Origin of the sequence: Paenibacillus sp. S-12, assembly GCF_030363895.1 — a bacterium.
GTDB classification, from domain to species: domain Bacteria; phylum Bacillota; class Bacilli; order Paenibacillales; family Paenibacillaceae; genus Paenibacillus_B; species Paenibacillus_B alvei.
The window spans coordinates 1-15,897 of the sequence record NZ_JASIUF010000014.1 but is presented as its reverse complement, the minus strand read 5'-3'; the positions used below and the strand labels follow the sequence as shown (position 1 = coordinate 15,897).

The following is a 15,897-nucleotide window of genomic DNA, read 5'->3' as shown; positions in this document are numbered from 1 at the left end:
CTCAATGGAAATTATCATTTGCACCATACGCCAATCATACACAGATGCAGGTCAGAGGAGATAATTGACACCTGGTTTGTAGCATATACTATCATAGCACTCGAATTTCGTCTTCCTTTTTTGTATCAATTTTATAAAAAATTTATCAAATTCGTAACATATACCGCATTGACAGAATGTGTACTAAGGTACAATGTAGTATCGGAATACGCTTGTATCAAGGAGGGAGAAGCATGTTGCCAATACGAAATTCAGCAAAAGCGATCATTATTCAAGATGAAAAAGTGCTACTTACGAAAAATAAGGATCATGAAGGCTTTTTCTACTTGTTCCCTGGAGGTGGTCAAGAGCATGGAGAGCAACTGAGTGAAGCATTGAAGCGGGAGTGCGTGGAAGAAATAGGGTGCAATATCCGTGTGTATGATCTTGCTTTTGTACGGGAATACATAGGAAAAAATCATCAGTTTGCAGAATGGGATGCGCATGTTCATCAAGTAGAATTTTATTTCCATGCTGACATTGCTGCTCCGCTGGAAGCGGAAGTATCCATGCAAGGAACGAATCCAGACGAGCATCAAGTTGGTGTAGAATGGGTTGCGTTGTCAGCGTTAGATCAAATTCGGGTCTATCCTGCGCAATTGATACCGAAACTGCAAGATGGAAGCGCAAAAAATGTGTATATGGGAGATACCAATTAAGCAATAATCGTTATCGTATCGTGAGGTTGGAGATATTTGTTTTTAGATGCAATTGAGGATGAGGAGCTCGTATCAGAGACCCTGTCCTTTTTTTATTTGGCAGAAGATTGTAGCTTGCGAAATGAGACAGCACCCACTATAATGATAATGATTATCAATATCACAAGTATGTACATAAAACTTTTTTGGAGGGCTATATACATGAGCACATTGCTTGTTTATGCGAGTATGACAGGAAATACGGAGGAGATGGCAGAGGCTGTTGCAGAAGGTGTGAAAAGCACAGATGAGTCTCTTACGATGAAGGAAGTCATGGATGCTTATGCATCTGAAATGGCGGACTACGATGGGATATTGCTTGGCGCGTATACGTGGGGCGATGGTGAGCTTCCCGATGAGTTCCTTGATTTCTTCGAGGAAATGGATGATGTTGATCTGACAGGAAAGAAAGCGGCTGTGTTTGGTTCATGTGACTCTTCCTACGCTCAATACGGTGCTGCGGTTGATATTCTGATTGATAAGTTGCGTGAACGTGGTTGTGAGGTCATACTGGATGGCTTAAAAGTAGAGTTGACGCCGAAGTCGGATGAGAAGGAACAGTGCAGACAATTTGGCAGCTCCTTTATTGGCAAGCTTCGTGGCTAATTTCTATCTTGTAATTTTGTATTAATGAATTGGTTATATTTTGCGCGTTAGAAGAAATAGCAGCTCGTCCGCTCATGCAGCGTGCGGGCTGTTTTTATTTGCGATAATAAGGGTATATCAAATTGTTGGCTGTTAGACAACTATGGGTGAATATGGCATGATTTTGTGTAGATGGAATCCATCAATAGGAGGGAGATACTTATGCGCAAGACAGAACTATTCTTTCCAGTTCCGGTTCTTAGCACACCTCGCACACGAATGAAGGAGATGACATTTCACGATGCTGAGGATATGTTCAAGTATGCATCCGATGAGGAGATTTCCCGGTTTGCAACCTGGCCCGCTCATCAGACGATCGAAGATTCTCAGCGCTTTCTGAACTTGATTAGTCAACGATATCATCACGGAGAAATTGCACCGTGGGGCATATATGACAAGCAGTCTGAGCGGCTTATCGGCACATGCGGCTTCGGATATTGGAATCAGAACCATGCGCGCGCTGAAATCGGCTACGCCCTATCAAAAACATATTGGGGTCAGGGCATCATGACAGAAGTTGTGGATGAGGTCATTCGTTATGGATTTTCGAAGATGAAGCTTGTCCGGATCGAGGCTCGCTGTTTTCCAAATAATTATGCTTCTATACGTGTGTTGGAGAAATGCGGGATGGAGCAAGAGGGGATGCTGCGCAAGCATATATTGGCAAAAGGACGCTATGAGGATGTCCTCTTGTTCTCTATTATCAACAAAGCTGTGTTGAATTAAAATATAAAAAACATAAAAAGAGCAGTACAGGTTATCAAAAGGTATTAACCAGCAATGCTCTTTTATGATTCAAGCTCGATTAGTTTTATTCTGTGTCCGTCCTTTTGATACGCTACCAATTGTTTAGCAGGGTGACAGTTTTGGTTTTGCTGTCCCAACCAAAGTGATAGTCGAATACGTTCTGCAGCAGACGGAGAGGAATGTAGGTTTTGTTGTTTATAATTTTGGGATATGTCGTAAGGACGGTATCCTTGCCATTTACCTTCATTTTGTCCGTGAGCGAGCTCCATGTGATATCGGATTTATCGCCTTCAATATATACGGTGTGGCTGAATGCCTCCCATCGTACCTTCAAATTCAATTGTACGCTTAAATCCTTAACAGGGATGTAAGTCATTCCATTCTCGATAAGGCCTTCATGGGTTAAGGCGTTTCCATCCATATCTACCACACGTACGGCCGGGATTGACGGCTTGTGAGGCATATGTGAGGTCAGCTCGCCTGCATATGCGATGCCTGAACTGATGAGAATGGTTGATATAAATAGACAACCTATTAGAATGGATAGGCTATAATTCCATTTGCGAGTTACATTATTCATGAGAACCGGAAAACCCCCTTTAACAGATATAACGATTTTGTAACAAAAAAGTTGCAACATATCAAAACTCTTTTTTGGAGCTGGACAAGTACGGGAACTGCATGAGAAAATAAAAAACATTCCTTCGAAGTTAGTACCAATCACATTGATCTTAATCTGGGGGAGTTCACGTTGGATAAAATCATCATCATCTCCTTGCTTACTTTACTTATCCATTTATTTGAGACACTGTCCTATGCGGTGCGATACGCAGGCGTGCGTACAGGCAGGCTTGCGGTTGCTCTATCCTTAACCGGTATTATTGTCCTCGTATCTCGTACTTCGAACTTGCTTCAAGGCCCTATGACAGGGAAAATGATTGACTATGCGAAGCAGAATCCGGAATTTGATTTGGAAGGTCAATTTCGAATCGTGATTGGCGCTTCCACTGCAGGAACACTACTCGCGATGCTCTTATTCCCAACTGCTGTTATGATTGCAACGAGAGTCATACGTCATTTAGAAGTCTCAGGCTCTATTCCGAAATTAATTACCTCGGTATCTCTTGATCAGCTCCGACATGTAAAGCATCATCTTCGAACACCGACCTGGAGAATGCTTCGCTCGCTGCGAATTCTGGGTATCCCGAAGCGATTGCTGTTATTGAACTGCCTGGTCACCAGCATTTATACGATAGGTGTTCTTGCTGCACTTTACGCATCAGCGCTCAATCCCGAATATAGTACGGCTGCTTCCCAATCTTCCGGTCTTATTAATGGACTAGCTACGATCATACTCACGATCTTTGTCGATCCGCAAATGGCAATGCTTACCGATCGCGCAATGGGCGATGCAAAAGAACGAAATCGACTAGGAAAAATATTCGCACTCCTGATGTTTTCAAGAGTAATAGGAACAATTGTAGCTCAGCTTCTGTTCTATCCAGCTGCTGCGTGGATCTCCTGGGTTGTACAAATACTTTAACGGTATGTACTTGCGTTCGACATGTGTTTCATTACCCATATTTATGAAAAATGAACCGTTCTTTCTCTAGTAAAGGACAACGGACGATATCCCTGCTCTTCGAAAGAAAGGGCAGGTATTTTTGTTGTTCCTTGCAATTGTTGCTATTCGAAATAGAGTTGAGTTGGAATTGAAAACGCTCTGTTTTTTTGTAGATCTGCGCAGAGAGGTGTTGCAAACAGTCGATTTATAGTAATATGAAAATAGTTTATTTTTCCAATCATCAAATGGAATAGGAGTGCTCAATTTTTTATGGTGGGGAAAGATCGCCCAAGTGTGGTTGTGCTCGGCGGCGGTATCGCTGGCATGAGCGCAGCACATGAATTAATGGAACGTGGATTTCGTGTCTCTGTGTATGAATGGAGAACGATTCCTGGAGGGAAGGCGCGCAGCATGCCGGTGCCTAATACGGGAACGAATGGGCGTCCTGATTTGCCAGGAGAACATGGATTTCGGTTCTTCCCGAAATTTTACAAGCATGTTACCGACACCATGAAACGCATTCCCTATCAGCACCCAAACAGCACGGAACGTTCCACGGTATTTGACAATCTCATTGAAGGAACGAATTTGGGGCTTGCCTTCTTTACTCGTCCAATGCTGCCTTTTCTGACCGAATTCCCGCAGTCTATACGCGGTTGGCGCACACTGCTAAAATCATTATTCGATAACAAGCTAGGCCTAAGCGAGAAGGACGTAGATCGTTATGTCAACTGTCTGTGGCAGGTGCTCACAAGCTGTGATGAACGGCGGCTTCTGGAATATCAGCGCGTAGCATGGTGGGATTTCCTTCAGGCGGAGAAGCAATCTGCAGAATTCAGGAACATCTTCACAGGTCTTACTCGCATATTGGTGGCGGCACGGGCGAAGGAAGCGAATGCCTGTACGGTTGGTACAGTTGCCGCAACAGTAATGCTTGATATGGTGCTGCCAGGAGGGAGCGCTGATCGCTTATTGAATGGGCCGACCAATGATGTATGGATCAACCCGTGGCTCACTTACTTGAGACAAGGGGGAGTCGATTATCATTGTAAGGCGAAGGTGGAGCATATTCATTGCAAGAATGGGCGAATCCAGGGTGTGACTATCAAGGAAGAGGAACGGTCGCATATTGTAACTGCAGATTATTATATAGCAGCACTGCCGGTTGAGGTGATGGCGGAACTCATTACAGAGGATCTTATCGAGGGTGATCCGCTGCTGGGAAGACTGCCTGAGCTTGCAAAAAACGTCGAATGGATGAACGGCGTACAGTTCTATTTAAAAGAGGATGTCCCTATCATTCATGGTCATGTCATTTATATGGATAGTCCATGGGCACTGACTTCTGTTTCGCAAGCTCAATTTTGGCCGCATTTTCCGATGGAAGGCTTCGGCAATGGAGATGTGGCAGGGATTATCTCGATCGATGTGTCGGACTGGAAAACTCCGGGGATTGTATATGGGAAGCCCGCAATGTACTGTACAAGCGAACAAATTAAGATAGAAGTATGGGAGCAATTGAAGCGAAGCTTGAATCAAGGACAAACGGTATTGAGAGATGATATGATTGTGCATTGGTATCTTGATGAAGATATTCAATTCCCGAATCCACATGAAGTGATCAACATGGAGCCGCTTCTCGTTAATCATGTGCATACCTGGAACCTGCGGCCGAATGCATATACCGCAATTCCTAATCTGTTCCTTGCTTCGGACTATGTTCGTACCAATACAGACTTGGCTACGATGGAAGGGGCGAATGAGGCAGCAAGAAGAGCAGTGAACTGCATCATTGAACGTTCTTCGATAGATGCCCCACTTTGCAAAATATGGGATATGTATGATTATCCACTGCTATCGGCATGGCGCTCCAATGACCGCTCCCGATTCCGTAAAGGACTGCCGTGGAACGGAAAAATCATTGGCTAACTAACAAACATCGTGTACAAGGCACAGAATCGTTAGGGAAAGGAATAGTGAGGTGTGATCCATTCCATATTGGCGCATGAATTCAAAGGGTTGCTGTACATTATGAGTGCAAGTCTAATATTCCTAATCATCACCCCAAAGTTCATGTTCGCCCATTACCGTCGCAAATTGCTATTTATCTGTATTTTATTTGTATTAACGTATTTTTATATTGCTTATGAAGATATCGATCCATTGTTGTACGGTATTCATTTAACCCCTGTGTCCCTTGCGCTGGCGGCTCTGTTCGAAGGGCTATTGCCCGGACTATTTACATGGCTGGCATTTAACTTTTGCACATTGCTTTTTTTGCAAATGTACATCATGCCTACATTCGTCGGCTCTACATTGCTGCTCGTAACTGGAATTATTCTGCACTACAAGCAGGTGCTGCAAAGTACATACTTTAAAATTTTCCTGATGTCGCTTCTCCTGCTGACGGTATATTTGGTTGGCTATTTCATATTCTTCGATAATTGGAGTGCTGTTCAGCAGTCAGAACTGGTGATCGCAATTATCGGAACCTATCTGTCATCCATGTATGTAAGCTGTATTTATCATCATGTTAAAAATCAAGAACGAATGCGGGAAGAACTGTTTCGTGCTGAAAAATATCAAGTTATTGGGCAGCTTGCCGCTTCAATTTCACATGAGATTCGCAATCCGCTTACAACTGCGCAAGGCTTTCTGCAGCTTATGAATCGTAAAAATTTGACAGCAGAGCAAATTCAAACGTATCGAAATTATGCAGCTTCCGGCATTGAACAAGCCAATTCAATCATTACTGACTATTTGAATTACGCGAAACCGACAGTGGAAACCGTACGTCCCTTACATGTGCAGGAAGAAATAGATACGGTTGTACCAATGGTATCTCCGCTATGCTTGTTGTCCAAGGTCGAGATGGTCGTCCAGCATCTATCGCAAAAACCGATGTACATTATGGGAGAATCGAAGAAATTTCAGCAGTCGCTGCTCAACATCATGAAAAATGCAGTCGAGTCCATGCCGGATGGAGGAGTGCTGAAGGTTACCACCTGGTCGGATAATGAAGGTGTGCACATTCATATTAAAGACACCGGGGTCGGCATGAGCAACTACCAAATCAAGCGAATCGGGATGCCTTTCTATACGACGAAGGAGAAGGGGACGGGTCTTGGGCTCATGGTCGTTATCAGTTTAGTAAAATCGATGAACGGAACGATATCGTATTATAGCCGACCTAATGAGGGAACTACTTGCGTGCTCCAATATAAGCAAGTGCATTTATAATTCTTTACTTCGATGTGAAGTGCAAGTGCTGTCAAATGGGGAACGAATGTTCTGGATGAATGCGCGAACAAAGGACATTCTTCAAGGAAATAGAATTCGCTAAAGAATGTCCTTTGTATAGGTGAATGTGCTGCGTTTCATTAAGGAATATAGTCGACCGTATCTTCGTCATCCGTGCATACGAGCGGCGATAGCTTAGCCGTCGGTTCATGAAGAATCCACAACTCGTGCAGGGCGCGTGTGCAGCCAACATACAGCAGCTTCGCATCAAGCAAGCTGCTCGGGTAGCGCTGCTCATCGACGTCAATGACCAGAACAGCATCGAATTCCAAGCCTTTGGACAAGTAAACGGGAAGAACGGATATTCCACCCTCATACTGCTGCTCATTTCCATCAATCAGGTGGATTCGCTGCTTCAGATCTCCTTCGGCTTCAGCTTGTAGCACGACGTGCAGCTCCCTTGCTTCTTCTGCTGTTCGGGTTAATAACGCAATCGTATTATGCCCGCTGTTCTGGAAGTCTGCGATCATTTGCTTCAACTGCTTTGCTCTTTCGTCGGCCTTACTGCTGACGATACGCACCTTCTGCCCGCTGCGGAATACAGGAACGGCCAGCATATCTGTTCCGACACCGCGTTCTAGGATGACATTCGCGAACCGAATGATTTCCATCGTCGAGCGGTAACTGCGTGTTAAAGCGAAGTAATCTGTGGCTTCCGCTTCGAACAGCTCCCTCATCTCTGACCAATCATGTATCCCGGCATAGGCGTGAATCCCCTGTGAGAGGTCGCCTAGTATAGTGAAAGAGTGGTTCTTGGCGAAGCGATCCAGTACCGCAATCTGTAACGGTGAGAAGTCTTGAGCCTCGTCGATGACGATATGGTCGTACCGGTATTCCGATGGAATTCCATGCAGAAGGATATGCAGATAAAGCAGCGCTGCCAGATCTTCATGACGTACAGTATTTTTCTTTAGATATGCGAACGTCTCTTTACGTACAGGTTCTGGAATAACGAAGCTGTTAGAAGCAGTCTCACTGTCCTTAGCTTTTGGGTCGAATAGGGAACGATACATGAGCCACGTATCCAAAGCAGGCCATTTTTTCATGTAGGCCTTGAGACGCTGCGTAGACAGCTTCTTCTTATCCTTCAGTATCGTCTTGGAATGTTCTCGCTTTAGCTCCATCTGAATCCAGCGCTGAATGCGCGCCATTACTCGTTCTTTGCGCTTCGCCGGTTCATAGGAGCGATATTCTTCATGGAACCAGCTGTATATGGTTGCATATGGAAGGACATTTCCGTCCCAAGGTGAAAAGTCGATGGTAGGAACCGCATGCTGTTCGGACTCCTTCATCAGTTGCTCAATATGAGTGAGGAAGGCAAGAGAGCCTTTGAATCGGCCAGACACTTGGTCACTTAATACAGGACGTGAATCCAAGGAGCCGTACCATGTTTCAACCTGTTCCATTGGTGATGCGAGCGTAACCGATAACTGCATATCCATCACGGCCAAGGCCCAGTCAGGGAACGTCTGCTGCTGGATGTTGCCGACACCCAGTTCAGGCAGGACATCGGATATATAGTTCAGGAACATGCGGTTCGGCGCAAAAATCATCATCTTCTCAGCACGAATCTGCTCCTGATATTGATAAAGCAAATAAGCAAGGCGGTGCAGGGCTACGGTCGTCTTACCACTACCAGCGACCCCTTGTATGAACAATGCAGTATTCTTGGGAGCGCGAATGATTCGATCCTGCTCCGCTTGAATCGTAGATACGATATCGCGCAGTCGATTGTCCTTGTTCTCTCCTAATCGGTAGACGAGAAATTCGTCTGTGACATGACTGTCGCCTTCAGAACGATTATAGGTGTCTACGACTCTTTGCAATTGTTGGCTGCGTACTGCCAGGTTGCGCTTGAGATGTACGATGCCCTCGATAGGGCCGTCTAATGAATCATAAGATACCGGAGCGGTTCCGCCGGAGAAGGAATAGAATAAGCTCGCTATTGGTGCTCTCCAGTCAATCACGAGCGGGTACGCTTCATTCTCGACTTCTGCACTGCGATGAACTCCACGTTTGCCGATATACAGCTTAAGCGCTTCGTTCTTGCCATTTTCTTCGAAATCGATTCTACCGAAATAAGGCTCTTTGCGAGCTTGAGCCAAGCGTTCTTCCTGCTGTTTGCGATTGTCCTCTAATACTTGCAGTGTGAAGTCGTGCCCTGTATAAGGGACTACATGATGAACCTTTTCGTATTGTTGCTCGATGATGTCGAGCGTGTCTTTCAGACGGTGTTGCTCTTCTTGAAAGGCACTTTGAAACGTGTCGCTCACCTTCAGTTACCTCCTAAGAAAGGATTGTATGCTCTTTTCCACTTCCTTGATCGAAACCTCAAAATATGGAAAGAGAAGAACTAATATATCATAACGAGGCTAAAAAGGCAATGAAATTTTGGTTCCCTAGAGAAGGCTCTAGAATTCGGCAAGAGCCGCGGGGCGGCTATATTCGTCAAAATGTACGCTATCAAGCCATATATAATGATGATAGGAAAAGTAAGTATTAACCTCGATATTCATACCATAATGATGTAATGCGTCGTATTGAAAAGTGGACAAGAGAATTTCGACACCTAGATTTTGATTTCCATGTTACAAGTGAGAGTAATCCTAAAAGAGGAGGTGTGTCATTCAAATGAAACATTCCAAACGATTTCTTCTCTTATGTACAGTATTTGTTATGATGTCAGTTATGCTAAGCGGATGCGTGCCTGGAGACGGCTCGTACTCAGAGCAGTCACCTGCAGGCTTCTTCTGGGGAATATGGCATGGATGGATCGCACCGATCTCGCTTATTATTGGATTGTTCAAAGACGGAATTCGTGTTTACGAAATGAATAATACAGGCTGGTGGTATGATTTCGGATTTTACATAGCAATTGTAGGCGGCTTTGGGGGCTTTGCATTTGGACGAAGAAAAGGGGATCATCATTAAGTAGACTGTAAGCTAGTTGTCGATATAAAAGGATTCTTTGCATACTGTCATGCGAGGATCCTTTTTTATTTGACTAGGAGATGTGATTTATTAAAATGGTCTACATGACAAAAATGAAAGGAAATTGTAAGGCATAACAATGGTTACATTTCATCGTAACAGGTAAAGTATGTTGTACAGAAAAGGTTTACGAAGGAGTGTAATTCGAATCGATGTTGGAAGTCAGAAATGTATCCAAAATATATGAAGGAAAAGTGTCCTACAAGGCGCTTTCAAATTTGAATTTATCGATAGGAAATGGCGAATTCGTCGGCATCATGGGGCCTTCTGGGAGCGGGAAGACCACATTCCTGAATGTCGTGTCCACGATTGACAAGCCATCGTCGGGAGAAGTGTTGATTGGCGGCAGTAATGCGCATGCTCTTAATAAGCGCAAGCTTGCCTTGTTCCGCCGTCGGGAACTCGGATTCGTATTTCAGGATTTCAACCTGCTGCAAACATTAACGGTAAAGGAAAATATCGTGTTCCCCCTTACGCTGGAGAATGTGAGCATTAAGGAGCAAGAGCAGCGTGTTAAGGGTATCGCAGATAAGCTAGGTATTGGTCATATTTTGGACAAGCGCACCTACGAAATATCTGGCGGTCAGTGTCAGCGCACTGCGATCGCAAGAGCGATTATTCATCAACCTAAGCTGCTGCTTGCGGACGAGCCGACTGGTAATTTGGATTCCAAATCAGCCAAGGACGTGCTTGAAATGATGGAGAAAATCAACAAGGAAGATGGCACCACAATGATGATGGTAACCCATGATGCGTTTGCAGCGAGCTATTGCGACCGTGTCATTTTCATCAAGGATGGTACGCTGTACCAAGAGCTGCACAAACACGATCAACGACAAGTATTCTTCCAAGAGATTATGAATGTATTGTCGGCATTGGGGGGAGCGGAAGATGAACTTTCGTCAGTTCGCGTTTAAGAACGTTTTTCGGAACAAACGGCTGTATGCCGGTTATTTCATAAGCTGTGCGTTCTCCGTCATGATTTTCTTCGTCTATTCGATGCTGGCTTTTCACCCGGAATTGAATATGGCTGGCAGCGGCAAGTATGGCAGGGGCGCGCAAGCAGGGATGGAAGTCGCGCAGTATATCATTTATGTATTTTCCTTCTTCTTTATCCTGTATTCAATGAGCGTCTTCCTGAAGACTCGAAAGAAAGAGTTCGGTGTCTGCATCATGCAGGGGATGTCTGATATGCAGTTGAAGCGCCTCGTATTTGTAGAAAATATCATTATTGGATTTGCTTCAACCGTTGCAGGTATATTGACTGGACTAGTCATGTCTAAGGGAATGCTCATGCTGGGTTCATTGCTGTTGTATTTGGATGATCCATTGTCATTCTATTTCCCAACGACGGCGTTGTGGTTCACGTTCGCAGCTTTCATGGCATTGTTTATTGCGATTTCATTATTTACGGCTACCATATTGCGTACAAGTTCCTTGATTGACCTGCTGAAAGCTTCGACGAAGCCGAAGCCAGAGCCTAAGGCTAATGCGGGGCTCGCGATATTTGCAGCACTATGCATCTTGGGCGGCTATGGAACTGCGTTCGTAGTCCGTGGGGAACAGGTCTTATTCGCCATGCTGCCTGTCGTCGTTCTAGTCTCAGTAGGCACTTATTTCTTATTCACGCAGCTAAGCGTATTCATCATTCATAGGCTGAAAAAGAAGCAGAAGCTGTACCGCAGAAACACAAATATGCTGACATTGTCGGACTTGGCCTATCGGATGAAGGACAATGCACGGATGTTCTTCCTCGTCGCGATTATTTCCACGGTAGCTTTTACAGCTATTGGTACACTCGTTGGCTTCAAGGCAATGCTGACAAATAGTGTGGCAGACCTGATGCCGCCTATGTCGTATGAATCGAATACAATGAGCAATAATCAAGAGCAGAAACATGTAGCTATGATTGAATCAGCACTCAAGAAAGAAAACATCAAGTATGATGCCTACATCATTCATAGTAAAACAGCAGAATTCAAAGACGGATCAATTATAAAGGTGATTGGTGCAACGGAATACAATTCATTCGCTAAAGAGCGCATTCAGCTCGGTCAGGGTGAAGGATTCATGCTGGCAACGATAAGCAATGATTTTGGCAATATGAGTTCCACTTCAAATTGGTCGAAGGGGCAGTCCTTGACAGTGAAGCAGACAGGTAAGTTGAAGCTTGTTGACTCACTTGAGATGACCGACGAGGTGAGACAATATGTGTCGGGCGGAGAAGTGCTGGTACTGTCAGATGAGGACTTTAAGGCAATCCCGCTTGCGAAGTTCGACGAAACACATTATATCTTTAACATGGAAAACTGGCAGGCGACAAAGGCATTGTCAGCAGACCTGGAAAAGCAGTTCCAAACTGAAAAGCAGCAAGATTTCCGCTTCCAATCCAGAGCGACATCGATGTCAGAACTCAATCAAGGGATGGGACAAATATTGCTGACTGGCTTATTTGTCGGAGTCGTGTTCTTCGTATCAGCAGGCAGCTTCCTGTACTTCCGCCTATTCTCGGATTTGGATAACGATCTTATCCAGTACCGGGCAATTTCGAAGCTGGGATTGACTGAAGGGGAACTATCCAAGGTTGTTACGACACAAATCGGACTTCTGTTCTTTGTTCCGATCATTGTAGCTATCGTCCATGGAGCAGTTGCACTGAATACGTTGCAGAACTTGTTCCCGAACGTATCGATTTTGAAAGAAATCATACTCGTATTAGGTACGTTCTTTATCATTCAGGTCGTGTACTTCTTATTCATCCGAGCAAACTATGTAAGAAAGCTGAAAAAAGTATTGTAATGACGAAGGAATATCGCAGTAAATCGTTATTGGGGGCAGGCCGTATTATGGCTTGCTCTCTTTTTTTGATTCAATAGCACAGCAGCTCTGGTGAACATGACAAAAATGAAAGGAAAATGTAAGCAACAACAATGGTTGCATTTACTAATTCGCAGTACAGTAAAGATATCGAAATGACAAGGAGCGTGTGAGACTGTGTTAGAGGTTAAAAATGTTTCTAAAGTATATGAAGGTAAAGTTTCCTATAAAGCCTTATCTAATTTGAACCTGACCATTCGAGAAGGCGAATTTGTTGGCATCATGGGGCCGTCAGGGAGCGGGAAAACGACATTTTTGAACGTAGTATCGACAATCGACAAGCCCACATCTGGAGAAGTATTGATCGGTGGGAGTAATGCTCACGCCTTAAATAAGCGCAAGCTGGCATTGTTCCGCCGCCGTCAGCTCGGATTCGTGTTTCAGGATTTCAACCTATTGCAAACTTTGACGGTGAAGGAAAATATCGTGTTCCCGTTAACATTGGAAAATGTGAGCATTAAGGAGCAGGAGCAGCGTGTGCAAGCGATAGCGGAGAAGCTGGGCATCAAGCAAATTTTGGACAAGCGCACGTACGAAATCTCTGGGGGACAATGCCAGCGGACGGCAATCGCTCGTGCGATGATCCATCATCCGCAGTTGCTGCTTGCGGATGAACCGACAGGGAATTTGGATTCGAAGTCAGCTAAGGACGTTCTCGAAATGATGGAGAAGATCAATAAAGAGGACGGCACGACGATGATGATGGTTACACATGATACATTCGCTGCCAGCTACTGTGATCGCGTGATCTTTATCAAGGACGGCTCGCTGTACCAGGAGCTGCACAAGCATGATCAACGACAAGTGTTCTTCCAGGAAATTATGAATGTGTTGTCGGCAATAGGAGGCGCGGAAGATGAACTTTCGTCAGTTCGCGTTTAAAAACGTTATTCGCAACGCGCGGCTGTATGCCGGTTATTTTATAAGCAGTGCTTTCTCTGTTATGATCTTTTTCGTGTATTCAATGCTGGCTTTCCATCCAGAATTGAATTTGGCAGAGAGTGGGGGATTCGGAAAAGGCGCACAAACAGGGATGCAGGTTGCCCAGTATATTATTTACGTCTTTACGTTTTTCTTCATCCTCTATTCGATGAGCGTCTTCTTGAAGACACGGAAGAAAGAATTCGGTGTATGCATCATGCAGGGAATGTCCAATATGCAGTTGAAGCGTCTCGTATTTCTAGAAAATACGATCATTGGATTTGCCTCGACTGTAACCGGTATAGCAGCAGGATTGATTATGTCCAAAGGGATGCTTATGCTCGGTTCGTCCATGTTGTATTTGGAGCATTCGTTATCGTTTTACTTGCCAACAAAGGCGATTTGGTTTACATTTGTGGCTTTTATACTGTTGTTCCTTGCAATCTCATTCTTTACGGCGACAATCTTGCGAACAAGCTCACTTATTGACCTATTGAAAGCCTCGACGAAGCCAAAACCCGAGCCGAAGGCGTCGGTATGGCTGGCTATTTTGGCTGCCATGCTGCTGCTGATCGGTTATGCGATAGCTTTTGTCGTACGCGGCGCCCTTGTTATGCTGGCCTTGCTGCCAGTTGTCATTCTCGTATCGATTGGCACCTACTTCTTGTTCACACAGCTCAGTGTATACATCATTCACAAGCTGAAGAAGAACAAGAAGCTGTATCGCCGCGGTACAAATATGCTGACACTGTCCGATCTGGCCTACCGGATGAAGGACAATGCGCGAATGTTCTTCTTGGTCGCGATTATTTCAACAGTAGCGTTTACAGCGATCGGCACGCTTGTCGGGTTCAAGGCGATGTTGACGGAAAGTGTAGCCGGCTCTATGCCGCCATTATCCTATGAATCGACAACTGGCGATAAGCAGGAGCAGAAACATATTGCCTACATTGAAGCAGGGCTGAAGAAGGAAAATATTAGTTACGACTCTTTTGTCATTCATAATAAGGATGCGAAGCTGAAGGATAGATACTCTTTTAATGCGATACCAGTATCTGATTATAATCGAATCTCGGAGGATAAGATTGCTGTAGATGCAGGAAGCGCGATATTGCTGCAATTCAAGATGGATGACTTCGGGTATAACCGAGGAAAGACGGACTGGTCGAAGGGGCAGACCTTGACCCTGAGCAATGGTAGCAAGCTTCAATTGGCAGATGTGCCTCAGATGAGCAGGGATGTTCGCCAATACATGACTGCACATCATGTGCTTGTGATATCGGATGAAGATTTCAAGGTGCTGCCTGCTTCTAAGACAGATATGACAAACCATATTTACATTATGGATAATTGGCAAAGTACGAAGAAACTGTCCGAGCAATTGGAAAAGCAATTGAATGCGGATCAGGCTGGTGCCAACTACCGATTCAGTTCGAGAGCACTTGCGATGACGGAAATGAATCAGGGCATGGGACAGATTTTGCTGACAGGCTTGTTCGTTGGCATCGTATTTTTCGTGGCGGCAGGCAGCTTCCTGTACTTTCGCTTGTTCTCGGATTTGGATCACGACATTATTCAGTATCGTGCCATTTCGAAGCTCGGCTTGACAGAAGGGGAATTGTCAAAAATTGTATCCACTCAAATTGGCCTGTTGTTCTTTGTTCCGATCATCGTAGCTGTCCTTCATGGAGCTGTGGCATTGAACACGCTGCAAAATTTGTTCCCGCAAATCTCTATTTTGAAGGAAATCGTACTTGTGCTCGGTACATTCTTCGTTATACAGGTACTCTATTTCTTGTTCATCCGAGCAAACTATGTGAAAAAACTAAAGAAGGTGTTGTAGGACGGGTTCAGTCATACGCATCGATAGTAAGGAGCAGACCGTTGATCGGTCTGCTCTTTGTTATGGGCTTTAGCCCGTTGAGTGCGTGAACCGCACGAAACAAAAAACCACCCGCTATGCGGGTGGAGGGATCGAGGGTTTGACCAACAAGACCATCCCGATAAAATTGAGATGTTCAGGCTCAATGAAAGGAACGGTCTTAGATGGCAAACAAGAACTATAGTCTAGCTCACACGAAGTGGATGTGCAAATACCACATTGTGTTCACCCCG

Annotated in this window: 13 protein-coding genes and 1 pseudogene; 12 read left to right on the top strand and 2 right to left on the bottom strand. The window is 44.8% G+C overall.

The features are described 5' to 3' along the window. Positions 1-233: 233 nt before the first annotated feature. From NO352_RS13605 to NO352_RS13595, 3 genes are all read left to right on the top strand, one after another. Positions 234-698 (top strand): NUDIX domain-containing protein, encoded by a 465-nt coding sequence (locus tag NO352_RS13605; RefSeq protein ID WP_005546543.1) that lies wholly within the window; start codon positions 234-236, stop codon positions 696-698. Between the two features lie 201 nt (positions 699-899). Then, positions 900-1,343, top strand: coding sequence for a flavodoxin (locus NO352_RS13600; protein WP_005546545.1), 444 nt, complete (start codon positions 900-902; stop codon positions 1,341-1,343). Between the two features lie 201 nt (positions 1,344-1,544). After that, on the top strand, positions 1,545-2,108 hold the full coding sequence (locus tag NO352_RS13595) for a GNAT family N-acetyltransferase (protein ID WP_005546546.1): 564 nt from the start codon (positions 1,545-1,547) through the stop codon (positions 2,106-2,108). A gap of 112 nt (positions 2,109-2,220) precedes the next feature. On the opposite strand, the gene NO352_RS13590 is transcribed toward NO352_RS13595, so the two are convergent. Next, positions 2,221-2,709 (bottom strand): copper amine oxidase N-terminal domain-containing protein, encoded by a 489-nt coding sequence (locus tag NO352_RS13590; RefSeq protein ID WP_289355893.1) that lies wholly within the window; start codon positions 2,707-2,709, stop codon positions 2,221-2,223. Positions 2,710-2,880: 171 nt separating this feature from the next. On the opposite strand from NO352_RS13590, the gene NO352_RS13585 reads away from it, so the two are divergent. From NO352_RS13585 to NO352_RS13575, 3 genes are all read left to right on the top strand, one after another. Further along, positions 2,881-3,672, top strand: coding sequence for a lipid II flippase Amj family protein (locus NO352_RS13585; RefSeq protein ID WP_005546548.1), 792 nt, complete (start codon positions 2,881-2,883; stop codon positions 3,670-3,672). Positions 3,673-3,963: 291 nt separating this feature from the next. Then, positions 3,964-5,622 carry a hydroxysqualene dehydroxylase gene (locus NO352_RS13580; protein WP_262866589.1) on the top strand — a complete coding sequence of 553 codons (1,659 nt, stop codon included), beginning with the start codon at positions 3,964-3,966 and terminating at the stop codon, positions 5,620-5,622. A gap of 102 nt (positions 5,623-5,724) precedes the next feature. Further along, positions 5,725-6,933 (top strand): ATP-binding protein, encoded by a 1,209-nt coding sequence (locus NO352_RS13575; RefSeq protein ID WP_206703740.1) that lies wholly within the window; start codon positions 5,725-5,727, stop codon positions 6,931-6,933. Positions 6,934-7,073: 140 nt separating this feature from the next. On the opposite strand, the gene NO352_RS13570 is transcribed toward NO352_RS13575, so the two are convergent. Then, entirely contained in the window at positions 7,074-9,266 is a 2,193-nt protein-coding gene (locus tag NO352_RS13570) for a HelD family protein (protein WP_005546550.1), read from the bottom strand. A gap of 358 nt (positions 9,267-9,624) precedes the next feature. On the opposite strand from NO352_RS13570, the gene NO352_RS13565 reads away from it, so the two are divergent. The 6 genes and pseudogenes from NO352_RS13565 to NO352_RS13540 form a co-directional block, all read left to right on the top strand. Further along, the gene (locus NO352_RS13565) at positions 9,625-9,924 is read left to right on the top strand and encodes a hypothetical protein (protein ID WP_005546551.1); all 300 of its coding nucleotides are present in this window, start codon (positions 9,625-9,627) and stop codon (positions 9,922-9,924) included. A gap of 212 nt (positions 9,925-10,136) precedes the next feature. Continuing rightward, positions 10,137-10,901 carry an ABC transporter ATP-binding protein gene (locus NO352_RS13560; protein ID WP_005546552.1) on the top strand — a complete coding sequence of 255 codons (765 nt, stop codon included), beginning with the start codon at positions 10,137-10,139 and terminating at the stop codon, positions 10,899-10,901. Then, on the top strand, positions 10,876-12,783 hold the full coding sequence (locus NO352_RS13555) for an FtsX-like permease family protein (protein ID WP_289355892.1): 1,908 nt from the start codon (positions 10,876-10,878) through the stop codon (positions 12,781-12,783). Before NO352_RS13560 ends, NO352_RS13555 begins: the two co-directional genes overlap by 26 nt. A gap of 195 nt (positions 12,784-12,978) precedes the next feature. After that, positions 12,979-13,743 carry an ABC transporter ATP-binding protein gene (locus tag NO352_RS13550; protein WP_289355891.1) on the top strand — a complete coding sequence of 255 codons (765 nt, stop codon included), beginning with the start codon at positions 12,979-12,981 and terminating at the stop codon, positions 13,741-13,743. Further along, complete coding sequence (locus NO352_RS13545; protein ID WP_289355890.1) at positions 13,718-15,625, top strand: ABC transporter permease; 1,908 nt, start codon at positions 13,718-13,720, stop codon at positions 15,623-15,625. Before NO352_RS13550 ends, NO352_RS13545 begins: the two co-directional genes overlap by 26 nt. A gap of 203 nt (positions 15,626-15,828) precedes the next feature. Then, positions 15,829-15,897 (top strand): annotated as a pseudogene (locus NO352_RS13540) (IS200/IS605 family transposase); the annotation flags it as partial.